The organism is Ruegeria sp. YTSC002, assembly GCF_059609845.1.
This window is the reverse complement of the sequence record NZ_JBXWML010000001.1, coordinates 899,710-921,409: the sequence shown is the minus strand read 5'-3', so window position 1 is coordinate 921,409 and position 21,700 is coordinate 899,710. Positions and strand designations below refer to the sequence as shown.

Annotated in this window: 25 protein-coding genes; 8 read left to right on the top strand and 17 right to left on the bottom strand. The window is 60.4% G+C overall.

The window, feature by feature from the left end; genetic code table 11:
• Positions 1–53: 53 nt before the first annotated feature.
• The 3 genes from AC2FFD_RS04645 to prfA all read right to left on the bottom strand — a co-directional run bounded on the left by AC2FFD_RS04645 (position 54) and on the right by prfA (position 2,770).
• Positions 54–632, bottom strand: a complete 579-nt coding sequence (locus AC2FFD_RS04645; protein ID WP_171167801.1) for a DUF4167 domain-containing protein — start codon at positions 630–632, stop codon at positions 54–56.
• Between the two features lie 240 nt (positions 633–872).
• Complete coding sequence (gene prmC / locus AC2FFD_RS04640) at positions 873–1,718, bottom strand: peptide chain release factor N(5)-glutamine methyltransferase (protein WP_425078392.1); 846 nt, start codon at positions 1,716–1,718, stop codon at positions 873–875.
• Entirely contained in the window at positions 1,715–2,770 is a 1,056-nt protein-coding gene (prfA, locus tag AC2FFD_RS04635; RefSeq protein ID WP_171232029.1) for a peptide chain release factor 1, read from the bottom strand. Before prfA ends, prmC begins: the two co-directional genes overlap by 4 nt.
• 62 nt (positions 2,771–2,832) lie before the next feature.
• Between prfA and AC2FFD_RS04630 the strand changes: the two genes are divergently transcribed.
• Positions 2,833–3,114: a hypothetical protein gene (locus AC2FFD_RS04630; RefSeq protein ID WP_170344041.1), complete on the top strand. Its 282-nt coding sequence runs from the start codon at positions 2,833–2,835 to the stop codon at positions 3,112–3,114.
• 15 nt (positions 3,115–3,129) lie between these two features.
• Here the strand turns inward: AC2FFD_RS04630 and AC2FFD_RS04625 are convergent, their stop codons facing one another.
• The 4 genes from AC2FFD_RS04625 to AC2FFD_RS04610 form a co-directional block, all read right to left on the bottom strand.
• Positions 3,130–3,522 (bottom strand): DUF1499 domain-containing protein, encoded by a 393-nt coding sequence (locus AC2FFD_RS04625; RefSeq protein WP_496872149.1) that lies wholly within the window; start codon positions 3,520–3,522, stop codon positions 3,130–3,132.
• Between the two features lie 75 nt (positions 3,523–3,597).
• Positions 3,598–4,545, bottom strand: a complete 948-nt coding sequence (gene speB, locus AC2FFD_RS04620; RefSeq protein WP_496872148.1) for an agmatinase — start codon at positions 4,543–4,545, stop codon at positions 3,598–3,600.
• An 87-nt stretch (positions 4,546–4,632) separates the two neighbouring features.
• Entirely contained in the window at positions 4,633–5,601 is a 969-nt protein-coding gene (speB, locus tag AC2FFD_RS04615) for an agmatinase (RefSeq protein WP_152458210.1), read from the bottom strand.
• Positions 5,602–5,613: 12 nt separating this feature from the next.
• Entirely contained in the window at positions 5,614–6,777 is a 1,164-nt protein-coding gene (locus AC2FFD_RS04610; RefSeq protein ID WP_496872146.1) for a M20 aminoacylase family protein, read from the bottom strand.
• 66 nt (positions 6,778–6,843) lie between these two features.
• Here AC2FFD_RS04610 and mazG point away from each other — a divergent pair, with 66 nt between their 5' ends.
• The 3 genes from mazG to AC2FFD_RS04595 are packed head-to-tail and all read left to right on the top strand — an operon-like array spanning position 6,844 to position 9,152.
• The gene (mazG, locus tag AC2FFD_RS04605) at positions 6,844–7,710 is read left to right on the top strand and encodes a nucleoside triphosphate pyrophosphohydrolase (RefSeq protein ID WP_496872252.1); all 867 of its coding nucleotides are present in this window, start codon (positions 6,844–6,846) and stop codon (positions 7,708–7,710) included.
• Between the two features lie 54 nt (positions 7,711–7,764).
• Positions 7,765–8,706, top strand: a complete 942-nt coding sequence (locus tag AC2FFD_RS04600) for a nucleoside hydrolase (protein WP_496872144.1) — start codon at positions 7,765–7,767, stop codon at positions 8,704–8,706.
• On the top strand, positions 8,703–9,152 hold the full coding sequence (locus AC2FFD_RS04595) for a GNAT family N-acetyltransferase (protein ID WP_170344036.1): 450 nt from the start codon (positions 8,703–8,705) through the stop codon (positions 9,150–9,152). The genes AC2FFD_RS04600 and AC2FFD_RS04595 overlap by 4 nt, the downstream gene beginning before the upstream one ends.
• Here the strand turns inward: AC2FFD_RS04595 and AC2FFD_RS04590 are convergent.
• The 5 genes from AC2FFD_RS04590 to AC2FFD_RS04570 all read right to left on the bottom strand — a co-directional run bounded on the left by AC2FFD_RS04590 (position 9,149) and on the right by AC2FFD_RS04570 (position 13,440).
• Complete coding sequence (locus AC2FFD_RS04590; protein WP_496872143.1) at positions 9,149–9,313, bottom strand: hypothetical protein; 165 nt, start codon at positions 9,311–9,313, stop codon at positions 9,149–9,151. The two genes, AC2FFD_RS04595 and AC2FFD_RS04590, sit on opposite strands and share 4 nt — an antisense overlap.
• Positions 9,314–9,814: 501 nt before the next feature.
• Positions 9,815–11,089 carry a phosphopyruvate hydratase gene (eno, locus tag AC2FFD_RS04585; protein ID WP_496872141.1) on the bottom strand — a complete coding sequence of 425 codons (1,275 nt, stop codon included), beginning with the start codon at positions 11,087–11,089 and terminating at the stop codon, positions 9,815–9,817.
• A 136-nt stretch (positions 11,090–11,225) separates the two neighbouring features.
• Entirely contained in the window at positions 11,226–12,104 is an 879-nt protein-coding gene (locus AC2FFD_RS04580) for a DMT family transporter (protein ID WP_496872139.1), read from the bottom strand.
• Between the two features lie 134 nt (positions 12,105–12,238).
• Entirely contained in the window at positions 12,239–12,652 is a 414-nt protein-coding gene (locus AC2FFD_RS04575) for a Fur family transcriptional regulator (protein ID WP_170344032.1), read from the bottom strand.
• A 65-nt stretch (positions 12,653–12,717) separates the two neighbouring features.
• Entirely contained in the window at positions 12,718–13,440 is a 723-nt protein-coding gene (locus AC2FFD_RS04570; protein WP_496872138.1) for an endonuclease/exonuclease/phosphatase family protein, read from the bottom strand.
• Between the two features lie 166 nt (positions 13,441–13,606).
• Between AC2FFD_RS04570 and AC2FFD_RS04565 the strand changes: the two genes are divergently transcribed.
• Complete coding sequence (locus tag AC2FFD_RS04565) at positions 13,607–14,560, top strand: DMT family transporter (RefSeq protein WP_496872137.1); 954 nt, start codon at positions 13,607–13,609, stop codon at positions 14,558–14,560.
• A 14-nt stretch (positions 14,561–14,574) separates the two neighbouring features.
• On the opposite strand, the gene AC2FFD_RS04560 is transcribed toward AC2FFD_RS04565, so the two are convergent.
• Positions 14,575–15,993 (bottom strand): protein adenylyltransferase SelO, encoded by a 1,419-nt coding sequence (locus tag AC2FFD_RS04560; RefSeq protein ID WP_496872251.1) that lies wholly within the window; start codon positions 15,991–15,993, stop codon positions 14,575–14,577.
• Between the two features lie 85 nt (positions 15,994–16,078).
• On the opposite strand from AC2FFD_RS04560, the gene AC2FFD_RS04555 reads away from it, so the two are divergent.
• Together AC2FFD_RS04555 and AC2FFD_RS04550 are read left to right on the top strand one after the other, a co-directional pair.
• Positions 16,079–16,498, top strand: a complete 420-nt coding sequence (locus tag AC2FFD_RS04555; RefSeq protein ID WP_480684123.1) for a cupin domain-containing protein — start codon at positions 16,079–16,081, stop codon at positions 16,496–16,498.
• Between the two features lie 97 nt (positions 16,499–16,595).
• Complete coding sequence (locus AC2FFD_RS04550; RefSeq protein WP_496872135.1) at positions 16,596–17,363, top strand: extensin-like domain-containing protein; 768 nt, start codon at positions 16,596–16,598, stop codon at positions 17,361–17,363.
• A 17-nt stretch (positions 17,364–17,380) separates the two neighbouring features.
• Here AC2FFD_RS04550 and AC2FFD_RS04545 read toward each other — a convergent pair whose 3' ends face one another.
• The 3 genes from AC2FFD_RS04545 to AC2FFD_RS04535 all read right to left on the bottom strand — a co-directional run bounded on the left by AC2FFD_RS04545 (position 17,381) and on the right by AC2FFD_RS04535 (position 19,296).
• Positions 17,381–17,842, bottom strand: coding sequence for a hypothetical protein (locus tag AC2FFD_RS04545; protein ID WP_480684121.1), 462 nt, complete (start codon positions 17,840–17,842; stop codon positions 17,381–17,383).
• A gap of 10 nt (positions 17,843–17,852) precedes the next feature.
• A complete protein-coding gene (locus tag AC2FFD_RS04540; RefSeq protein ID WP_170344026.1) occupies positions 17,853–18,143 on the bottom strand; it encodes a hypothetical protein in 291 nt (96 codons plus the stop codon).
• A gap of 79 nt (positions 18,144–18,222) precedes the next feature.
• Positions 18,223–19,296 (bottom strand): anhydro-N-acetylmuramic acid kinase, encoded by a 1,074-nt coding sequence (locus AC2FFD_RS04535; RefSeq protein WP_496872250.1) that lies wholly within the window; start codon positions 19,294–19,296, stop codon positions 18,223–18,225.
• A gap of 305 nt (positions 19,297–19,601) precedes the next feature.
• Here AC2FFD_RS04535 and tyrS point away from each other — a divergent pair, with 305 nt between their 5' ends.
• Entirely contained in the window at positions 19,602–20,855 is a 1,254-nt protein-coding gene (gene tyrS, locus AC2FFD_RS04530) for a tyrosine--tRNA ligase (RefSeq protein WP_496872133.1), read from the top strand.
• Positions 20,856–20,930: 75 nt separating this feature from the next.
• On the opposite strand, the gene AC2FFD_RS04525 is transcribed toward tyrS, so the two are convergent.
• Entirely contained in the window at positions 20,931–21,674 is a 744-nt protein-coding gene (locus tag AC2FFD_RS04525) for a hypothetical protein (RefSeq protein ID WP_496872130.1), read from the bottom strand.
• Positions 21,675–21,700: the final 26 nt, after the last annotated feature.

Below are 21,700 nucleotides of genomic sequence, written 5' to 3'. Positions count from 1 at the left end.
CAAAAAAAGCCCCGAGGCTTGACCTCGGGGCTTTGCAATTTCTGATGCCGGCTTTATTCAGCCGCTTCCGGTGCGTCACCATCCGTTTTGGGTGCGTCTTCGGCCGCGGGCGCCGGTTTGGGCTTGCGCGCCCGTGGTTTGCGCGCAGGCTTTTCCTTCTTTTCCGGCGCAGGAGCTTCGGCGCCCTTGCTTTCCGGTGTCTCGACCAGCCCGCTTTCCGGAGCAGCATCCGGTGCGGCGAAATCCATCACGTCCGGCTGTGGCGCTTCGGCGGGATCGGCCTGTCGGGCCGCTTCGCGTTCCTGGCGCTCGGCGCGCTCACGATCACGCTCGGCCTGGCGTTCGCGGTTCTGGCGCTCCTGCTCTTCGCGGCGCGCTTCAATCTCGCGCTGCGCCTCACTCAGCATGCGCAGATAATGCTCTGCATGCTGCTGGAAGTTTTCCGCAGCGACGCGGTCGTTTGCCAACTGAGCGTCACGCGCCAGCTGATTATACTTATCAATGATCTGCTGTGGCGTGCCACGCACTTTGCCTTCAGGACCCGAGCTGTCAAAAACCCGGTTTACGACGTTACCGCCGGAAGGACGATTGCGGTTGTTCTTGGCCCGCGAGCGGGATTTGGAAGATCTCATCTTACTTTACGTCAGCCTTATCAATGCGCTGTCGCTCAACCCGCTTTTTGCACTGCTCTGAGGCGTTTGCTGTGACGGGACGTCGACTTTTTGGGCTTGGCGTCAGGGGTGCGCTGCAACAGCGTCAACCTCGCCGACTAATCCTGAGTAAACATGTCCTGACCGTGCAGACAAGAGGAATCTCGAATTTTCACACGCTTTTTTACTCGGGGCAGCGTTTTTTGGCCTCAGACAACAGTATCAACCCGGCATCCTTGCGCCGACAACGCGGTCACGCCCGTCCAGATCGGGGATTACGCAAATATCCGCCAATCCCGCCGCATCAAACAAGGCAGACACCAGATTTGCCTGTGTCGGGCCGATTTCCACAAGTATTCGCCCGCCCGGCAGCATGAAATCCGGGGCCGAGGCCGCGATCTGCCGGTACGCGCCCAGCCCGTCCCCTTCATCGGTCAGCGCCATGCGCGGCTCATGCTCCCGCACTTCGGGCGAAAGATTCTCCATTTCGGTTACGGAAATATACGGCGGATTGGAAACAATCAGGTCAAACTGACCTTCAATGTTTTCAAACCAGTTTGACTGCACGATCTCTACCCGCCCCTGTACTTGGTGGAGCACAGCATTGGCGCTGGCCTGAAGACAGGCGGCTTCGCTCAGGTCGGCCCCAAGGCCCGAAGCGCTGGTGCGTTCCGCAAGCAGTGTAACCAGAATGCAGCCCGACCCGACGCCGAGGTCCAAAACATGGTCAAAGGGTTCGCTCAGTGCGGCCTCGATCAGGGTTTCCGTCTCGGGGCGCGGATCCAGAACATCCGAACTGACGCGAAACCTGCGCCCATAGAACTCGCGTTCGCCCAGCAGATGAGACACCGGCACCCGAATGGCGCGCAGGGAAACCAACTGGTCATAGCGTTCCGCGATTTCGGGCTGCAATTCTTCCGGGGCAATCAGTGTCACCCGGCTGGCTTCTATCCGTGCGGCATGGGCCAACAACAGGCGCGCATCCCGCGCCGGGTCATCCACGCCCGCGGCCCTCAAGCGCGCGGTTGCGGCCACCATGGCCTGCGCAGCCGTCTGCACCCCCGTCATTGCGCCATCTCGGCCAGCAACCGGGCCTGATCATCCGCCGTCAGGGCGTCAATCACTTCGTCCAGATCCCCCTGCATCACCTGATCCAGTTTATAAAGCGTCAGGTTGATCCGGTGATCCGTCATCCGCCCCTGTGGGAAATTGTAAGTGCGAATGCGTTCCGAACGATCCCCCGATCCCACCTGGCTGGCCCGGTCGGCAGATCGTTCGCTGTCGATCCGCTGACGCTCGAGGTCATAAAGCCGCGTTTTCAGCACCTGCATGGCGATCTCGCGGTTGCGATGCTGGGACTTCTCGGAGCTTGTTACCACCAAGCCCGTCGGAATATGCGTGATCCGCACCGCCGAGTCGGTGGTGTTCACGTGCTGCCCGCCTGCGCCGGAACTGCGCATCGTGTCGATACGGATGTCATTGGCGTCTATCTGGATGTCGACATCCTCGGCCTCGGGCAAAACCGCCACGGTCGCCGCCGAGGTATGAATCCGCCCGCCGCTTTCGGTTTCGGGCACGCGCTGCACGCGGTGCACGCCGGATTCGTATTTCAGCCGGGCAAAGACGTTGTCGCCCTTGATATGGGCCACCACCTCTTTGATCCCGCCCAGATCAGAAGCCTGTTCTTCGATGATCTCGAACTGCCACCCGTGGGCCTCGGCATAGCGTTGATACATACGCAACAGATCGCCCGCGAACAAAGCGGCCTCGTCCCCGCCGGTACCGGGGCGAATTTCCAGCATCGCCGGCCGCGCATCCGCCGCATCCTTTGGCAGCAGCGCCAGTTGCAGCGCGTGTTCCGCTTCGGGGATGCGTGATTGCAGGTCCGGAATTTCCTCTTCGGCCAACTCCTTCATATCCGGGTCGGCCAGCATCGCCTCGGCCTCAGCCAGATCTGCCACCAGCTGGCGCCAGGCCATGATCTGATCGACCACGGGTTTGAGGTCGGAATATTCCTTGGCCAACGCCGCAATATCACCGCCCGATGCGCCATCCGCCATGGCTGCTTCGAGGTATTGGAAACGCTGGGTGATCTGTTCAAGTCGTTCTTCGGGGATCATCCCGGCGGTGTCTATCATCCGGGGGCTTTGGTCAAGGGCCACGTCATGCTAAGCTTGCTGTCATGAAACGGATTTTGCTTGCCCTTTTGCTGACGTCCACGCCGGTTTTCGCCGATTACATCGGCCCCGACGGCAAGACCCGCGATTGCTATTGCACCGACACGTCCGGGTCCCGCATCGAATTGGGTGAGATGATCTGCCTGCAAGTCGACGGCCGAATGTTCACGGCGCAATGTCAGATGTCCCTGAACGTGCCCATGTGGCGCGAGGTGCAGGAAGGGTGTTTGTCGTCCGGGTTGCAGAGCGATCCTGTTGACCACTTTGACCAGGATGAGGCGTCCTGAGCGCCGGCAGAACGGTTACATCTGCTCCAACCACCCATCTACACGCGCCTTGTTTACCCCGAAATCCTTGCGGCCATATCGCAGGCGGCCATGGATGCGCAGCGTGTCGCCGTTCTGCTGAACAGTGGTATAGTCGGGAAAGCCGAACCATTTCGTGCGGGTGACATAGGTGATCATCCCCTCATCGACTGAACCCGCCAGTACCGAGGTACGCGGCGTGGCGCGGGCGATCTGGTCAAGGCGTTGCAACCCGTCCGGGCCGGTTTCGACAACGCGCAGAACGCCATCTGGCAAGTCCTGATCATCCGCGGCCACAGGCGCGATATGCCATTGGGCCGGAGCAGACGGGGCCAGCCGGATATATGCGCCCAGCCCGAGCACCAGCGCGATCACTGCCCACAGAAACATATTTCTCATCCCGCGTTACCCTTTCGCAGAAATCGTAAGCGGATCAGGCGCCGGGGCAAGCCGTTCCGGGCCGGTTTACCGTGACGTCACACCCGGTAGGATGCACAGCATTTCATAGATCAGGTTGGCTGCCGTCAGGGCCGTGTTGCCGGATGGGTCATACGGAGGTGAAACCTCGACCAGGTCACACCCCACCATATTCACGCCCTGCAACGCGTGGATCAGTTGCAGCGCCTGCGGCGTGGTCAGCCCGGCAATCTCTGGCGTCCCCGTGCCCGGTGCAAAGGCCGGATCCAGGCTGTCGATGTCATAGGTGACGTAAACCGGATGATCCCCGATGATCTTGCGGATCTGAGAGCCGATCTGCGTCAGGTTCTGCTGCCACAACTCCCAGGCCGGGAACTGGCGGAAGCCCCAATCCCTGGCCTCGGTGAAGTCCGAAGCCGCATAGCCCGATCCGCGAATGCCGATCTGAAAGGTCTTGTCGGGGACGATCAGCCCCTCTTCATAGGCGCGGCGGAAGACGGTTCCGTGGGTCTCTTTCTCGCCGAACATCTCGTCATTCACATCCGCATGGGCATCCACATGCACCAGGGCCACCGGCCCTTGTTTTGCCGCAATGGCCCGCAGGATCGGGAGGGTGATCGAATGATCGCCCCCCATCGCCACCGGGGTCACGTTCTTTGCCAGGATTGCATCATAGCTTTCCCTGATGATCCTCAGGCTGTCTGCCAGCGAGAAGGTGTTGATCGCCAGATCCCCGATGTCGGCGATTTGCAAGCTGTCGAACGGAGCCGCCGAGGTGGCCATGTTGTAGGGCCTTATCATCGCGCTTTCGCTGCGGATCTGTTTTGGTCCGAACCGGGTGCCCGACCGCCACGAGGTGCCGATATCCATCGGAATTCCCAGAACCGCCACATCCAGCCCCGCCAGCGAGGCCGCCTGCGGCAGGCGCATAAACGTATTCGGCCCCGAGAACCGCGCCAGATCATTGCCGCTGACCGGTTGATTGAATTCAGTCATGCGCGTTTTATCCCCATCCCTTCAACTTTCTTTACCCAGCACATACCGGAAGTATGGCTAACCAATGGTTAATACGCATCCAAACGGTTATGTTTTTGCCAGCTTGTTCCAACCCAACAGGCAGACAATCTGCGTTGCCACATGGGCACCCGCAATCGCCGTGGCGCCGGATGTATCGAACGGCGGAGACACCTCGACCACGTCGCCGCCCTTGATGTTGATCCCGGCGATGTCGCGCAGGATGATCTGCGCCTGAATGGAACTCAAACCACCCCAAACCGGCGTGCCGGTGCCGGGGGCAAAGGCCGGGTCCAGACCGTCGATGTCGAAACTCAGATAGACCGGGCTGTCGCCCAGAATGCCCTTGATCTTCTGGGCAACGGCAGCGGGGCCGGATTCGTAGACCTCGCGCGCGTCGATGATGTTGACGCCCAGCGTGTCCTCGTTGGTGGTGCGGATCCCCACCTGGACTGAGCGTTTCGGGTCCACGATCCCCGACTTCACCGCCTTGTAGAACATGGTGCCGTGGTCAACCCGGCTCATGTCGTCATCGGCCCAGGTGTCGGTATGGGCATCGAACTGCAACAGCGACATCGGCCCGTATTTCTCGGCATAGGCCTTGAGGATCGGAAAGCTGATATAGTGATCGCCCCCCAACGTAACCGAGGCCACATCCGCCGCCAGAATGGTGCGGATATGGTCGGTCAGCGTGTCGGGAAAGGCGGGGATGTTGGCATAGTCATAGGCCATGTCGCCGTAATCGATGATCGCCAGCTCGCTGAGCGCATCGAACGGCCAGCCATAGGGCGCATCGGGCGACTGCAGGGCGCTGGCCTCGCGGATCGCACGCGGGCCAAGGCGGGTGCCCGGGCGGTTGGTCACCGCCTGATCAAACGGCACACCGGTCACGGCGATGTCGGCGCCCGTCAGATCCTTGGTGTAGAGACGCCGCAGAAACGAGGTCGCCCCGCCAAAGGTGTTTTCATAGGACAGGCCTTTGAGGTCCGGGTTGGTGAATGCCTCATCCACCTGGTTTTTTGCGTCTTCCAGTGCCATTTCATTACCCCATCAGCCCAAGGGCTGCGCCTTTTCCACGATCCGTGCGAAGAACGATGCCCCCACCGGCGCGATATCATCATTGAAGTTGTATTTCGGATGATGCAGCCCCGCACCATCCCCCTGCCCCAGAAACAGATAGGCCCCTGGTCGCGACTGCAACATGTACGAAAAATCCTCGGCCCCCATGTCGCGCCCCATTGTGTCGACCACCCGCTCAGGCCCCGACACTTCGCGCGCGACGGTGGCGGCAAAGGCTGCCTTTTCAGCATCGTTGATCGTGGCCGGGTATCCCACCTGATATTCCAGCCGTGCCTCGACACCGTAAGACGCGGCCTGCCCCTGAACGATCTGCTCCATCCGCTCCATCACCATCTTCTGTACAGCGGGATCAAAGGTCCGCACGGTTCCGTTCAAATAGGCAGTATCAGGGATCACGTTGTTCACCGTTCCGGCATGGATCTGAGTGACCGAAACAACCAGGTCTTCCACCGCATAGTGGTTGCGGCTGACAATGGTCTGGATTGCCTGCGCAATGCCGCAGGCCGCCATGACCGGGTCGCGGGTCTGATGTGGCATGGCGCCATGGCCGCCGACCCCTTGAATATGAATCTCGAACGTATCCACCGCCGCCATGATCGGCCCCGGCGTCGTGTGGAACGTACCTTCCGGATTCCCCGGATCGTTGTGAATGCCATAGACCTCAGAGATATCGAACCGCTCCATGATGCCTTCTTCGACCATCACGCCCGCGCCGCCGCCCTCTTCTTCGGCCGGTTGAAAGATCAGGGCCACGCGGCCGCTGAAATTTCGCGTCTCGGCCAGATACCGCGCCGCGCCCAGCAGCATTGTGGTGTGCCCGTCATGCCCGCAGGCATGCATCTTTCCGGGGTTCTTCGATGAATACCCGACGCCTGTTTCCTCGGTAATCGGCAGCGCATCCATATCGGCACGCAGCCCGATCGTCGGCCCGTCACCCTGCCCGTTGATGATCGCGACCATCCCGGTCTTTGCGATCCCTTCATGCAATTCATCGACCCCGAATTCACGCAGACGCTCGGCCACAAACGCGGCAGTCTCAAAGCACTCGAATTCCAACTCGGGTATCGTATGCAGATACTGACGCCATCTGGTCATATCGGCAGAGAAATCGGCAATTCGGTTGACGACGGGCATCTGGGCTGGACTCCTGATCGGGACTGCGGGATGGATGCATCTGACACCGGAATGAAAGGGTTCGCAATGGCCGAAAATCCTCTGATCCATGACAGCGACGCTGGTATCGAGCGTCTGCTGGAAATCATGCGCCGCCTGCGTGATCCGCGAACCGGTTGCCCGTGGGATATCGAACAGGATTTCGCAACCATCGCGCCCTATACGATAGAAGAGGCTTATGAGGTCGCCGACGCGATCGAGCGCGAGGCCTGGGACGAGCTGAAGGGAGAGCTGGGCGATCTGCTGTTCCAGTCGGTCTTTCACGCACAAATGGCTGAAGAGGCTGGGCATTTCACCTTTCAGGACGTGGTGCGCACCATGTCAGACAAGATGGTCAACCGCCACCCGCATGTTTTTGGCGACGAATCCCGCGACAAGTCCGCCGATCAGCAGACCCGGGATTGGGAAACGATCAAGGCGGCCGAACGTGCGGGCAAGGAACAGAAAGGCGCGCTGGACGGGGTGGCCGCCAACCTGCCTGCCCTGCTGCGGGCCCATAAGTTGCAAAAACGGGCCGCACGCGTGGGGTTCGACTGGCCCGATGCAAGCCACGTGCTGGCCAAGATCACCGAAGAAGCCGCCGAGTTGGAAGAGGCGCGTGACAAGATGGACGCGGATGCGCTTGAGGATGAATTCGGTGATCTGCTGTTCGTGATGGTCAATCTGGGCCGCCACCTGGGTATCGAACCCGAAGCCGCCCTGCGCCGCACCAATGCCAAGTTCACCCGTCGCTTTGAACAGGTCGAAGCCCGGCTGGCCGAGCGGGGAAAGACCCCCTCGCAAAGCGATCTGGCCGAGATGGACGCGCTCTGGGACGAGGTCAAAACCGAAGAGCACCGCGCCAACGGCAAACTCCCGCCGGTGGACGCCATGGCAGCCCCCAGAAACGGGTAGACAAGCCATCCGACACTTGCGAGTGTCCCACCTTCAAGACCACCGGAGACGCCCATGCCCCCTCGCAAGATCATCATCGACACCGATCCCGGACAGGACGATGCCGTCGCCATCCTGCTGGCGCTGGCCAGCCCGGAGCACATCGAGGTTCTTGGCATCACGGCGGTCGCAGGCAACGTGCCCCTGGAATTGACCGCCAAGAACGCTCGGATCGTGTGCGAACTGGCGGGACGGACTGACATACCCGTTTACGCGGGCTGCGACAGACCGTTGAACCGCCCCCTTGTCACGGCCGAGCATGTGCATGGTAAGACAGGGCTGGATGGCCCGGACCTGCCCGATCCGCAGATGCCTTTGGCCGAGGGCCACGCGGTGGACTTCATCATCGACACCCTGCGCGCCGAAGAACCGGGCACCGTGACCCTTTGTCCGCTGGGGCCTCTGACGAATATCGCGACCGCATTCAACAAAGCCCCTGATATTGTTGATCGGGTGCAGGAAATCGTTCTGATGGGCGGGGCGTATTTCGAGGTTGGGAACATCACTCCAACAGCAGAGTTCAACATTCACGTCGACCCGGAAGCAGCTGATATCGTTTTCAAATCCGGAAGGCCGATTGTGGTTATGCCGTTGGATGTCACGCATAAGGCGCTGGTCACCAAACCCCGCAACGATGCGTTCCGTGCTCTGGGAAACAAAGTCGGACTCGCTGTGGCCGAGATGACCGATTTCTTTGAGAGGTTTGACAAGGAAAAATACGGCAGCGCGGGTGCGCCTTTGCACGACCCCTGCGTGACCGCCTATCTGATCCGGCCCGAGCTGTTTTCAGGCCGTCATGTGAATGTCGAAATTGAAACCGGGTCCGAACTGACCATGGGCATGACCGTCGCAGATTGGTGGGGCGTGACCGACCGCGCGCCCAATGCGCTGTTCATGGGGGACATCGACGCTGACGGCTTCTTTGACCTGCTGACAGAAAGGCTGGCCAGATTATGAGCGCCGCCCTGCGCCTTGCGCGCCCCGAAGACCTGGACCGCCTGATGGCGCTGGTCACCGCCTTCCATACCGAGGCCGGATTGACGCAAGACCCGGACCAGACCCGAAATGCTCTGACACCCCTGCTCGAGGGTATTCCCCATGGCTGTGTCTATCTGATCGGCCCCGGACGGGCGCCGTTGGGCTACATCATCCTGACCTTCGGCTGGTCCGTCGAATTCGGCGGCATGGACGGTTTCGTCGATGAAATCTATATCCGACCCGCTGTTCGCGGGCGCGGCATTGCAACCGAGGTTCTGCTGGCACTTCCCAAAGCTTTGTCCGAAGCGGGGCTGACTGCCCTTCATCTGGAAGTCGACCGAAACAACGAGGCCGCTCAGAAAATCTATCTGCGCACCGGGTTCAAACCACGCGACAGATATATGCTGATGAGCAAGTTGCTTTAACGAGACTCGCCGCGGAAGATATTGGCCGGGTTCATGTCCTGTACCGGGTCACTCGCCGAGACCTGGTCTCCGGTAATTGGGTAGGTTCCCGGACCCGCGCAGGCGGAAAGAACTGTGATGGACGTTGCTGCGATTATCAGAAGGAATTTGGATGCAGACATCGTGGTCTCCTTTCTGCAATGCATTCAGATTAGATCACGTGGCCGTGCTTTACTTAGTAACAAGTTCACACATAATGAGATTTTTGCATTCTTTTTAGATACAAAAAGGCTGATTCAATACGCCTGCGAAGCAGAGACCACTGAAATGATTGCGTAATCCGGATCACGTCTTTCTCGCGAAAAGATCGAAGATTTCTCGGAAACCTTCAACTTCAAGTGCAGGCAGGTACGGCAATCGTAAACCCAGAGAAGGATCGAACCAGAAAGGTTCAATCAAGGGTGGATATCACCTGAAGCCGTGTTTCCCGCCGCAACCTTTACCGCGATCGTCCGGAAGACGCCGGTTCAGGGCCCAAGAAACGCTTGGATCCAAGAGTTCCGAAGGGTCAACAGCACCAATTGATCCGTCACGCGGATTGCGGCACGGGCAGCGGAACGACCGCTTGGTGGATCAGAGACCGGAACTATAAGAAATGAGGGCCATTGGCCCCCATTCCATGCTTATTTCAGGATCGACGCGCCGGCGTATTCGGCCACTTCCCCCAGCGACTCCTCGATCCGGATCAACTGGTTGTATTTCGCCAACCGGTCCGATCGCGCAAGCGAGCCGGTTTTGATCTGACCACAATTAGTGGCAACCGCCAGATCGGCAATTGTGGCGTCCTCGGTCTCGCCCGAACGGTGCGACATCACGTTGGTGTAGCGCGCGCGATGCGCCATATCGACGGCGCGCAGGGTTTCCGTCAGCGAGCCGATCTGGTTCACCTTGACCAGCATCGAGTTCGCACAGCCGCGCTCGATCCCTTCGGCCAGACGCACAGGGTTGGTCACGAACAGGTCATCACCCACCAGTTGCACCTTGTCACCGATGGCGTCGGTCAGCGCTTTCCAACCCTCCCAGTCATCTTCGGACATGCCGTCTTCGATCGAGATGATCGGATAGTCATTGACCAGCGCTGCCAGATAAGCCGCGTTCTCGTCCGAGGTCAGGCTCGTGCCCTCACTCGAAAGAACGTATTTGCCGTCTTTGTAATACTCGGTTGCCGCGCAATCCAGCGCCAGGTGGATTTCCTCACCCGGCTTGTAACCTGCTTTTTCGATGGATTTCAGAATGAAATCCAATGCTTCACGGGTCGAGGCGATGTTGGGGGCGAAACCGCCCTCGTCACCCACACCGGTCGCCAAACCCGCGCCTGACAGTTCCTTTTTCAGCGTGTGGAACACCTCGGACCCCATGCGCACCGCTTCGCGAATGTTCGCGGCGGCGGTCGGCATGATCATGAATTCCTGAATGTCGATCGGGTTGTCGGCATGTTCGCCGCCGTTGATGATGTTCATCATCGGAACCGGCAGAACCCGCGCCGAGGTGCCGCCCACATAACGATAGAGCGGCTGGGTGGTGAAATCCGCCGCTGCCTTCGCCGTGGCCAGCGAGACACCCAGAATCGCGTTTGCACCCAGACGGCCTTTGTTCTCGGTACCGTCCAGCTCGATCATGGCCTGGTCAATGGCCACCTGCTCGGTCGCGTCAAAGCCCACCAGTTCTTCGGCAATCTCGCCGTTCACGGCGGCGACGGCCTCCAGAACGCCCTTGCCCATATAGCGTGCCTTGTCGCCATCGCGCTTTTCCACCGCCTCATAGGCACCGGTGGACGCGCCCGAGGGCACGGCCGCGCGGCCCATGGTGCCGTCTTCCAGAATCACGTCAACTTCGACCGTCGGGTTGCCCCGGCTGTCCAGAATTTCGCGTGCGTGGATGTCGATGATGGTGCTCATGAAGCCTGTTCCTGTGACTGCGGTCGGTTGCACGCGTCATAGCAGCAACCGGCCAAAAGTAAACCGGTTCCGTTAACGCTAACACGCATATTGCGGGACATTTAGGGCTAACAGTCCGCTGTTTGCGCCAACAGGGTCAGGCAGGGGCCAATTCGCGCGCCAGACGCCGTTCGCGGACAAAGGTATAAAGGCCCGAACCGATGATCAGGGTCGCCCCCGCCAGTGTCAGCACATCAGGACGTTCACCGAACACCAGCATTCCAGCGAGGATCGAAAACACCAGACGCGTGTACCGGAACGGCATCAGGGCCGAGGCTTCGCCCACTCTCATCGCAGTGACAATGCCGTAATACCCCAGAACGCCAAATCCGATCGCCCCCGCATAAGGGCCCGTTTGACCAGCTTGAACCGGCACGAAGGATGCCCCGGACATGACCATCAGAACCAGGCCGGCGACAGCAACCGCAATATAGGCCTGCATCGCAACAACGGATGAGGGCACGCGTGGGTCCAGCTTGCGGGTGATCAGATCGCGCGCGGCAATTGCGACCACGGACAACACCACAAACAGGGATTCCGGCCGAAAGCCCTCCATCCCCGGGCGGATGATCATCAGAACACCGACAAAGCCGACGCCGATCGCGCTCCAGCGGCGCCAGCCAACCTGCTCTCCAAGAAACAGGGCCGCCCCCATGGTGACGACCAGCGGCATGGCCTGAAACACGGCCGCCACGGTGGACAGGTCGATCAGCGACAACGCCGTCACGAACGCTACTGCACCAAAGCCTTCGGTCGCGGCGCGGATCAATGGCAGGGTTTTCCATGCAACGGGATCAAAGATCCGTTTGCGCGTGACCACTGACATCGTGGCAAACACGAGCCCGCAGAACACGCCCAGAAGCACCATGATCTGCCCTGTCGGCACAGAGCCGGACAGGAGCTTGATGAACATGTCCTCAAGTGCAAAGGCCGCCATCGACCCGATGAGCAGCAGGATGCCGTTTACGTTGTTCATATGCGCGTCCACAGGAAAAGGGCATGTCAGGTGCCGATACACGCACAACAACCTCAACCAACGGCATCTGGCAAGACAATTCCCGTCACGCCTGATGAATTAAAGTGAGGGGATCAATCGCGTTTCGTGATGGGTCAGTCCTTTTCCAGCGGGACGCCATACAGCTCCAACCGGTGCCCCTTGAGCTTGTATCCAAGCTTGGCGGCGATTCTTTCCTGCAAGGCTTCGATCTCGGGGTCGACGAATTCGATAACCTCTCCTGACTGCATGTCGATCAGGTGGTCGTGGTGATCGCGCTCGGCGTCCTCGTACCGGGCCCGTCCGTCCCCGAACTCGAGACGTTCCAGAATGCCTGCCTCTTCGAACAGTTTGACCGTGCGATAGACCGTTGCAATGGAAATGCCTTTGTCCACGGCGGAAGCCCGCGCATAGAGCTCCTCGACATCCGGGTGGTCGTCGCTCTGTTCCAGTACCTGCGCAATGACCCTTCGTTGACCGGTCATGCGCAGCCCCTTGGCTTCACAACGCCCAACAATCGTTTCCGACATGATGCCCCTCAGACTTGCTCGGATGTCTGTCTTAATATGTCTGCGCGCGTTTCGCTACAGAGATTTCACCTTTTGTGACCTTCTGATCTAGCGCGCGTCAGATCGGCCCAGACCGGCAGGTGATCAGATGCGATATGTGCCGGACGGGTGTCGTGAACACCGTGCGCCACGGCCTGTATTCCGCTGCCCAGCGCGATCCGATCCAGCGCACCCAAGGGCTGCGCGGCGGGAAAACTGGGTCTGGCGGGCAGAAACCGCATTTCGGGCGCCAGGTGATCCAGAACGGGCTGGCGTGACCATTCGTTGAAGTCACCGGCCCAAACTGTCGGCATCTGGTCCATTTCCCAGTCATTCCGCCGAATGTGCAAAATCTGCTGCCGCCGTGACGCTGGCAAAAGCCCCAGATGCATACCCATCACGCGCAGTGGTCCGATATGGGTGTCGAACTCGACCCGAACGGCCCCGCGCGGCTCCAGCCCCGGCAGTTCGTGATGCCCTTTTCGGCGCACCGAGATGCCCTCGCCCCGCCAGATCACCGCGTTGCCGTGCCAGCCCAGACTGCCTGCGCCGCCCAGATCGACGATCTTCCATCCCGCCTCGTCCAACATGAAATGCGGCAATGCCGCCGGGCGGGGCGGCAGGCGTTTGTCGGCCTCCTGCAACACAACGATATCGGCTTTCGTGTTTTCGATGACCTGCAAAATGCGTTGCGGCTGACGCCGGAAATCCAGCCCGACGCATTTCTGAATGTTGTAGCTTGCGATACGCAGCGTGGACGAAGTTTGCATGAGGCCATGACCAAGTGAATTGGCCCTAAAGTGCCATGCCTGACGCGAGGCGCAACCCCTCAGCTCGGTTTCCTGCCGCGGCAATTCCAATACGACACCCGCCCCCGGCAATCTGCCTGTTGTTTCGCCGAATGAACCCTGCTTCGCGTCAAAGCAAAGGTTCCGCTTGATCCCCGGCCCCGCAACCCTCTATCCCGATCCGGTGACGACATCGAAGCGCAGCGAAAGCGAGGCCAAGATGAGCCTGAGTAAACCCGACAACAGCACCCGGGCCAGTATCATACTGGTGATGGGCGGCGCGCTGTGGGGCCTTTACTGGATTCCGGTGCGGTTTTTCTTCGATCAGGGTCTGACCGGCCCATGGTCCGGGATCGTCATGTACTGCGCGGCCCTGATTGCGTTGATCCCCTTTATCTGGGCCGACAGGCACATGCTGGCCCGGCGGTGGCGTGATCTGATGCTCAGCGGTATGTTCACAGGGGCTGCATTCAGCCTGTATTCGATCAGTCTTGTCTACACCGACGTCGTCCGCTCGATCCTGCTGTTCTATCTCACTCCGATCTGGGGCACGCTTCTGGGCGTCCTGTTTCTTGGAGAACGCCTGAGCCTGATGCGCCTTGCGGGCCTGATCTGCGGGCTTGGCGGACTGTTTGTCGTGCTTGGAGGCGCCGGGTTTGTGCCATGGCCGCAAAACCTGGGCGACTGGCTGGCGCTGGCGTCGGGCATATGCTGGGCATTGGGCACACTGGGTCTATACAAGACTGGCAGCATGACCATCTCGGGTCAGGTCTTTGCCTTTGTCCTTGGTGCGCTGTTGCTGTCGCTTGTCAGCCTGTCGGCGCTTGGGGGCCAGGCGCTGCCGAACGTCACGAGCGAAAACGCGATCCGCATAGCGGGATATGCATTGCTGTCGGCCTTTTATGTCCTGCCCATGATCTACATGACCATCTGGCCCGCTACAAAGCTGTCCCCCGCAAAGGTCGGCCTGCTGTTGATGAGCGAGGTTGTCGTCGGCATCGCCTCGGCCGCGGCGCTGTCCGGCGAACCATTTGGCCTGCGGGAGTTTCTGGGCGCCACCCTGATCGTCAGCGCCGCGGTATTGGAAATCCTGCGAAAATAGACGCGGTCTGCGCGTCACGTCCCGCAAAACGTCGCATGGACCACCTCGCTTTCGGCCGGAGGACGCCTCAGGTCTTCCGCATCACCCTGATCTTCGTAAGGCCGCGCCAGAACGGCGTTCAACCGGTCGAACGGTGCGTAATCGCCCTGCACTGCCGCCTGGATCATCTGTTCGATCCGGTGATTGCGCGGAATGAATGCGGGGTTTGCGGCGGTCAACACGTCCAGCGGCGCTGCTTCGCGCGCCAAACGTGCGCGCCAACCCGCTTCCCAAGTGTCAAACGCTTCCGGGGCAAGGAACTGATCCCGCGCCATGCCACCGCCCAGCGCCCGGAAGGTATTGGTGAAATCCGCCTGCCCCTCGGCCATACGCTTCAGAAGGTCGGTGATCAGTTCCTGATCGCCCTCGTCCGCGGTTGCCAGTCCGATCTTCGCCCGGAACCGGGACAACCAATTCTGTTGCAGCAAGTCCGGCATCGCGTGGACAATCTCGGTCGCCTCTTCCACGGCAGCCTCTTTGTCGTCCATCTGCTGGATCAAGGACGTTGCCAACTGCGCGAGGTTCCACACCGCGATATCGGGCTGGTTCGAATAGGCATAACGACCCATCCGGTCGATCGAGCTGTAGACGGTGTTGGGGTGATACGTATCCATGAACGCACATGGGCCGTAATCAATTGTCTCGCCCGCGATCGAGCAGTTGTCGGTATTCATCACCCCATGGATGAACCCCACGCTCATCCATTGTGCAATCAAACCGGCCTGCGCATCGCGCACCGAACGCAACAGGCCCATCGGCCCTTCTGCATTGGGATAATGCCGCGCGATGGCATAGTCCGTCAGGCGCTTCAGGCTGTCCATCTGCCCACGCGCTGCAAAAACCTGAAAGGTCCCCACCCGCAGATGGCTGGATGCAACCCGGGTCAGGACCGCTCCGGGCATCGGACCTTCGCGAAAGACGGTCTCGCCCGTTTCCACGGCTGCCAAGGCACGTGTGGTCGGAATGCCCAGCGCATGCATCGCCTCGGACACCACATATTCCCGCAGCACCGGCCCCAGCCAGGCCCGGCCATCGCCCCGGCGGGAAAACGGTGTGGGACCCGAGCCTTTCAGTTGAATATCCCGGCGCACCCCGTCCGTTCCGACAGTCTCGCCCAGCAGCACCGCACGCCCATCGCCCAGCTGCGGGTTGTACTGCCCGAACTGATGCCCGGAATAAAGCTGTGCTATGGGTTCGGCACCTTCGGGAATACTGTTTCCCGCAAAGGCTTCGGCCATGTCCTCAACGTCTCCGGGCGAAATCCGCAGCAGCTTGGCCAGATCATCATTGAACGCAATCATCCTTGGCGCGCGCACGGGAATCGGTGACTGCCGCGCAAAGAACGCATCCGGCAGTCGGGCATAAGAGTTATCGAAGGGGATTTTCAGGGTCATGTCGTAAACATATCCCTCGGACGCATGAATACCATAGCGGATCACACCGGCCCGTGCATAATCGCACCCAAACACGAGGGACCACATGACCGCACAAGAGATTATCGATCGCTTGAACCTGCAACGCCATCCTGAAGGGGGTTGGTACGCCGAGACATGGCGCGCTGAAAACGAAGGTCGCCCCACCGGCACCTGCATCTACTTCCTGTTGCAGGCAGGCGAAAGCAGCCACTGGCACCGCGTCGATGCGACCGAGATCTGGCTGTACCACGCAGGCGCGCCACTGATCCTGTCACTGAGCGCGACGGATGAAGGCCCCGCCACAGATCATGTGCTGACACCCGATCTGTCGCAGGGTGCCCCGCAGTTGATCGTCCCGGAAGGCCATTGGCAAGCCGCCCGCAGCACGGGTGATTACACGCTGGTCAGTTGCACCGTCTCGCCCGGCTTCCAGTTCGAAGGGTTCGAACTGGCCGCGCCCGGCTTCGATATCCCCAAGGCATGACCGCTCACATGACGATCTCTGAAAAGGTGAGTTTACAGACAGTTTCCCATTGATCATTCTGTACACACAGCCACAGGCGACGGAGTAACGAGTGAGAATGAAGCAGGCCCTGCTGACTGTCTTGTTCTTGTGTCAAAGCGCAGCATTCGCCAGCGCAGAGCCCGCTTGCGCCGAGGCCCGTCTTGCATCCGATCTGACTGCGCCAGAGCTGATCGGGGAAGAACCGGCTGAAGATGCTGACCCGATCGTGACAGTCGAACCTGCGGTGCTGGTCTCCAGGCGCCCTGCCCTGCGGCCTTGCAAGTTCCGGCAATTCGAAGTGGGTCGTGAACGAATGTTGGAACGGGGCGCCGTGTGTGGTGACTGGACCATTCTGGGCGAAACACGCAAGCCCGTCGCGGGAAAGGCCCGCGGATGCGGGATCACGAACCCGGTTCGGGTTTACAGGATCTCTGACATCGCACTCAGCCAATTCTCATTGATGGATTGCCAGACAGCGGTCACGCTGAAAACGTGGATCGAAAACACGGCCAAGCCAGCCTTTGCCGATATGGGCGGCGGGCTGAAGGGGATGCGGATCGTTGGCCACTATGCCTGCAAGACCCAGAACAACCAGCCGCGCTCACGCATTTCGGAACACGCGCGCGGAAAGGCGATCGACATATCGACCTTCGTTCTACAGGACGGAACACAGATCACGGTCCGGGACGGGTGGAACAACGCGCAAGGCGCTGTATTGCGAAAGTTGCACGATGGCGCCTGCGGCGTGTTCGGAACCGTGCTGGGCCCGGACGCCGACCGTTATCACGTCGGGCATTTCCATTTTGACACAGCCCGCCGCAAGGGCGCTCCGGTGTGTCGATGAACCTTCGGGTTGCGCCTCTATTTGTCGCTTCGGCTTTTGATCAACACATTGATCAGAGGCACCAGCAGCGTCGCGGCCGATCCCAAAGGGTTCGATCCAATGCTCTTGACCGCCTGCACGACCTCTTTGGCCTCTGCGGTCATCTCCTCCAATTCGTCTTCAATATCCGCTATGGCCATATCGCGCACCTCGACGGCCGGGGCGACTTCGTCGTCGATATTGCGGCGCCTTGCAATCAGCACCATAAGCCCTGCGAATAGAAGGTTTCCAAAGGCCAACAGCGCCGCCGCCGAGGCTGGTGACATCGAGCTTTGAAGTGCCAAGAACAAGGAAGCATTCAAAAGCACCACCGCCGACAATGCCGCGATGCCCGCAATGCCCATCAGTATGGTCTGTTGCTGAACCACTCCAAGGCGGCGGCGTGCAATCAGACGTTCGGTCCGATAGATCGTAACCAGATTTTTGCTCAGTCTGCTCATAAGCCGCCTCCTAACCCTGCGCGCGCCCGACGACGTACCCCAGCGAAAACGCAATCAGCAACGCCGTGATCGGATAGTCTTTCTGCAACCGACCGAACTCCTCGACAACGTCATGCCCCAAGGACTGAACCTGGCTCAGGTCGATTCCGTGGTCTTCCAGCAGCTGCCGGATTTCATCCGACGATTTGGTGCCTTCAGGTGGATCTTCGGAACCCGCTTCCTTTTCGGCCTGCGCCTCCAACGTCGCATTCCGCTTCCGCAACTTCTCCAACTCGGCCTCGAGCTCTGCCTTGGTCGCCATACTGCCTTGCCCCTGATCCATCGGTCCGGGGCAATCGTCGCACAAAGAGTTGTTTTTTTGAACTGTTTTCCGGATCGCGCTATCCGACCGGGTCCATGGACACCGTACTGACGACCCCGCCACCGATAAGCGCCTGAACGCCTGTGGTTCCGGGGCAAGAGGTCGGCAACCCCCGCGCAACGCGCACCGCCAGATAGGCAAACGCCTGCGCCTCAAGCATGTCGCCGTCCAGCCCCACCGCCTCAACCGTTTCGACCGGGCAATCCAGCGACACGCGCAGCATCTCCATCAGCACCGGGTTGCGCCTGCCGCCCCCTGTGACCAACACACAGGACGGGGGTTTCGGACAGTGCTCCATCCCCTGCACCACAGCTGCGGCGCACATACCGGTCAGAGTGGCCACCGCGTCAGCGTCATTGAGTTCCTTGACCAGACCGATCATTTCAGAAAAATCGTTCCGGTCCAAAGACTTCGGAGGCATGCGGGAAAAATACGGCTCGGCCAGAAACAGCTCCAGCGCGCCCATTTCCACCGTTCCATCGCGCGCAAGCGCCCCGTCCCGATCCATGGGAAGCCCCAAACGGGCCTGCATCAGATCATCGACCGGCGCATTGGCCGGGCCTGTATCAAAGGCCAGCAGCGCACCGGGCGCTTCGGGGCCTTCGAACGTCGGGTCCACATAGGTCAGGTTGCCGACCCCACCCAGGTTCAGGAAACACAATGGCCGGTCCGCACCGAACCATTTGGCACAGGCAAAGTGAAAGAATGGCGCAAGCGGAGCCCCCTCGCCCCCCATCGCCACATCATCGCTGCGGAAATCCCAGACCACCGGACGCCCAAGGGCCTGCGCCAGCCCCAGCCCGTCACCGACCTGAAACGTACCGCGCCCGCGCGGCTCATGCGCCAGCGTCTGTCCGTGAAAGCCGATCAGATCCACATCCTCGAACTCGGACAGAGCTTCGGCATGGGCAATTGTCACCATCTCGGCCGCCGCATCGACCTGGGGTCCGTGCCACTGCCCCATTGCTGCCCGCAACACGTCGCGTTCCGCATCCGAATAGGCGCGGTATCCACTTTCCCCAAACCCGTAAATCGAATGCCCGTCGGTTTCCACCACTGCGGCATCAACCCCGTCCATCGATGTGCCGGACATTGCGCCCAAAGCCCGGAGCTTTCCGTGTTTCGCGATGGTCTGGCCCAAGCCTGCCTCCTGAATTGGCTGTGTCTTTCGCCGCGTCCGGGTCCGGGATTTCACCTTTGGGTTGCAGCCCGGTCAACGTGCCTTCTGTTGGGGCGCAAAGGCAAGCGTTCCGGACCGGCCCGGCAATTTTTTTCTCAGGGCGCGTGTCTGGATCGACACCCTAGACCACACCCCGCCCCCGAGGTGAAAAGGTGGCTTTTCCTCCCACGCGCTGCCGCCTATACAGTGCCCCGCAACATTAACCCAAAGGGCACGATATGACCTACCACCCCAAATCGGATTTCATCGCCACGATGATCGAGCGCGGCTTTCTCGCCGACTGCACCGATTATCAGGGCCTTGACGACGCGCTGATCAGTGGGTGCAAACCGGCCTATATCGGCTTTGATGCCACGGCCAAGTCGTTGCATGTGGGCAGCCTGATCCAGATCATGATGCTGCGCTGGTTCCAGAAAACCGGCCACCAGCCGATCACCCTGATGGGCGGCGGAACCACCAAGGTCGGCGACCCGTCATTCCGCTCGGATGAACGCCCGCTGCTTGGTCCCGAACAGATCGACGAAAACATCGCGGGCATCAAAAAGGTGTTCTCAGCCTATATCGACTATGACACAGAGGCCGAGAACAAAGCGTTGATGCTGAACAATGCCGAGTGGCTGGACGACCTGAACTACCTCGATTTCCTGCGCGACATCGGGCGTCATTTCTCGGTCAACCGGATGCTGAGCTTTGAATCCGTGAAATCCCGACTGGACCGTGAACAGTCACTGTCCTTTCTCGAATTCAACTACATGATCCTTCAGGCCTATGACTTCCTTGAACTGAACCGCCGCTATGGTTGCTTGCTTCAGATGGGCGGCAGCGACCAGTGGGGCAATATCGTCAACGGGATCGATCTGACCCGCCGCGTGCTGGATCACGAGATCTACGGCCTGACCTCACCCCTGCTGACCACCAGCGACGGCAAGAAAATGGGGAAATCTCAGGACGGCGCGGTCTGGCTGAACGCTGACATGCGCTCGCCCTACGAGTTCTGGCAATTCTGGCGCAACACGACCGACGCGGATGTCGGGCGGTTCCTGAAGCTTTACACCGAAATGCCGGTGGACGAGTGCGATCGTCTGGGCGCGCTGCAAGGGTCCGAGATCAACGAGGCCAAGATCCGTCTTGCCAACGAGGTGACAACTCTGGCCCATGGTGCGCAGGCCGCGGCGAACGCCGAAGCCACTGCCCGAGAAGTGTTTGAAAAGGGGGGCGTGGGCGGGGATCTTCCGACCCTGACCCTCAGCGAGGCCGAACTGGGTGACGGCATGTCCATCGTGCAGATCATCGTGAAATCGGGACTGGCCAAATCCGGCAAAGAGGCCAAGCGCCTGATCGCCGAGAACGGTGCCAAGCTGGACGACGCGCCGCTGACCGATGCCGGGTTGTTGATCGACGCAAACGCCCTGTCTTCGCCGATCAAGCTGAGCGCCGGCAAAAAGCGCCACGCGCTGGTTCAACTGGGCTGACCCGGCAAGGCTGAAAGACACGGAATCGAAACGGCCACCGGATGGGGTGGCCGTTTTCCATTCGGTAAGCCGTGCTTATCTGCGATCTTTTCCACCGCCGCGACCGGGCCGGTCGCCTCTTTCATCATCGTTGGCGTTGTTTCCGCGGCCCGGGCTGCTGCCCTCGCCGCCATTGCCGTGGCCGTTGTTGCCCTTGCCACCGCCTTTACCTTTGCCGCCCTTGCCTTCGCCTTTGCCTTTTCCGCCTTTGCCTTCACCACCGCCGGACTCACCGCCGCCGCCGCCACCGGACTCACCTCCGCCGCCACCGGACTCACCTCCGCCACCGCCGGACGCACCTCCGCCACCGCCGGACGCACCGCCGCCACCGGATTCACCGCCGCCGCCACCGGATTCACCGCCGCCACCGCCGGATTCGCCGCCGCCACCGCCGGATTCGCCACCGCCACCGGGTGCGCTACCAGCATCGGCAAATCCAGACCCACCGGGTTCAGAGCCGCGGCTTTCACCACGATTTTCAGCCGAACCAGACAGGCTTGCCGTCGGCAAATCCGTCAGCAACGCGGCCAGCCCCGGGCATTGCGCCCCGGTCACAGTCAATGTTGTTTCAAAGTCGGACCGCTTTTGAAGCCTGTCCAGAAAACTCGGGGTTACCTGCACACAGTCGCACAACCCGGCATAGTCCCCCGCGCTGGCAAGATTTCGGGCCGTTTTCCAGTTGCAGGTTTCCGGTGCGGCGGCAGCACTGCCGATCATCACCATTCCAAAAACAGGGACAGCAATAACTGCGCCCAGCACGTGTTTCGTACTCTTTACCATAACAGATCCTCCTGGTGAAAAAACAC

Coding starts and splice junctions, on each gene's coding strand:
- AC2FFD_RS04645 (WP_171167801.1), bottom strand. CDS start 632: ATGAGATCTTCCAAATCCCGCTCGCGGGCCAAGAACAACCGCAATCGT.
- prmC (WP_425078392.1), bottom strand. CDS start 1,718: ATGACGGGGGTGCAGACGGCTGCGCAGGCCATGGTGGCCGCAACCGCG.
- prfA (WP_171232029.1), bottom strand. CDS start 2,770: ATGATCCCCGAAGAACGACTTGAACAGATCACCCAGCGTTTCCAATAC.
- AC2FFD_RS04630 (WP_170344041.1), top strand. CDS start 2,833: ATGAAACGGATTTTGCTTGCCCTTTTGCTGACGTCCACGCCGGTTTTC.
- AC2FFD_RS04625 (WP_496872149.1), bottom strand. CDS start 3,522: ATGTTTCTGTGGGCAGTGATCGCGCTGGTGCTCGGGCTGGGCGCATAT.
- speB (WP_496872148.1), bottom strand. CDS start 4,545: ATGACTGAATTCAATCAACCGGTCAGCGGCAATGATCTGGCGCGGTTC.
- speB (WP_152458210.1), bottom strand. CDS start 5,601: ATGGCACTGGAAGACGCAAAAAACCAGGTGGATGAGGCATTCACCAAC.
- AC2FFD_RS04610 (WP_496872146.1), bottom strand. CDS start 6,777: ATGCCCGTCGTCAACCGAATTGCCGATTTCTCTGCCGATATGACCAGA.
- mazG (WP_496872252.1), top strand. CDS start 6,844: ATGGCCGAAAATCCTCTGATCCATGACAGCGACGCTGGTATCGAGCGT.
- AC2FFD_RS04600 (WP_496872144.1), top strand. CDS start 7,765: ATGCCCCCTCGCAAGATCATCATCGACACCGATCCCGGACAGGACGAT.
- AC2FFD_RS04595 (WP_170344036.1), top strand. CDS start 8,703: ATGAGCGCCGCCCTGCGCCTTGCGCGCCCCGAAGACCTGGACCGCCTG.
- AC2FFD_RS04590 (WP_496872143.1), bottom strand. CDS start 9,313: ATGTCTGCATCCAAATTCCTTCTGATAATCGCAGCAACGTCCATCACA.
- eno (WP_496872141.1), bottom strand. CDS start 11,089: ATGAGCACCATCATCGACATCCACGCACGCGAAATTCTGGACAGCCGG.
- AC2FFD_RS04580 (WP_496872139.1), bottom strand. CDS start 12,104: ATGAACAACGTAAACGGCATCCTGCTGCTCATCGGGTCGATGGCGGCC.
- AC2FFD_RS04575 (WP_170344032.1), bottom strand. CDS start 12,652: ATGTCGGAAACGATTGTTGGGCGTTGTGAAGCCAAGGGGCTGCGCATG.
- AC2FFD_RS04570 (WP_496872138.1), bottom strand. CDS start 13,440: ATGCAAACTTCGTCCACGCTGCGTATCGCAAGCTACAACATTCAGAAA.
- AC2FFD_RS04560 (WP_496872251.1), bottom strand. CDS start 15,993: ATGACCCTGAAAATCCCCTTCGATAACTCTTATGCCCGACTGCCGGAT.
- AC2FFD_RS04555 (WP_480684123.1), top strand. CDS start 16,079: ATGACCGCACAAGAGATTATCGATCGCTTGAACCTGCAACGCCATCCT.
- AC2FFD_RS04550 (WP_496872135.1), top strand. CDS start 16,596: ATGAAGCAGGCCCTGCTGACTGTCTTGTTCTTGTGTCAAAGCGCAGCA.
- AC2FFD_RS04545 (WP_480684121.1), bottom strand. CDS start 17,842: ATGAGCAGACTGAGCAAAAATCTGGTTACGATCTATCGGACCGAACGT.
- AC2FFD_RS04540 (WP_170344026.1), bottom strand. CDS start 18,143: ATGGCGACCAAGGCAGAGCTCGAGGCCGAGTTGGAGAAGTTGCGGAAG.
- AC2FFD_RS04535 (WP_496872250.1), bottom strand. CDS start 19,296: ATGTCCGGCACATCGATGGACGGGGTTGATGCCGCAGTGGTGGAAACC.
- tyrS (WP_496872133.1), top strand. CDS start 19,602: ATGACCTACCACCCCAAATCGGATTTCATCGCCACGATGATCGAGCGC.
- AC2FFD_RS04525 (WP_496872130.1), bottom strand. CDS start 21,674: ATGGTAAAGAGTACGAAACACGTGCTGGGCGCAGTTATTGCTGTCCCT.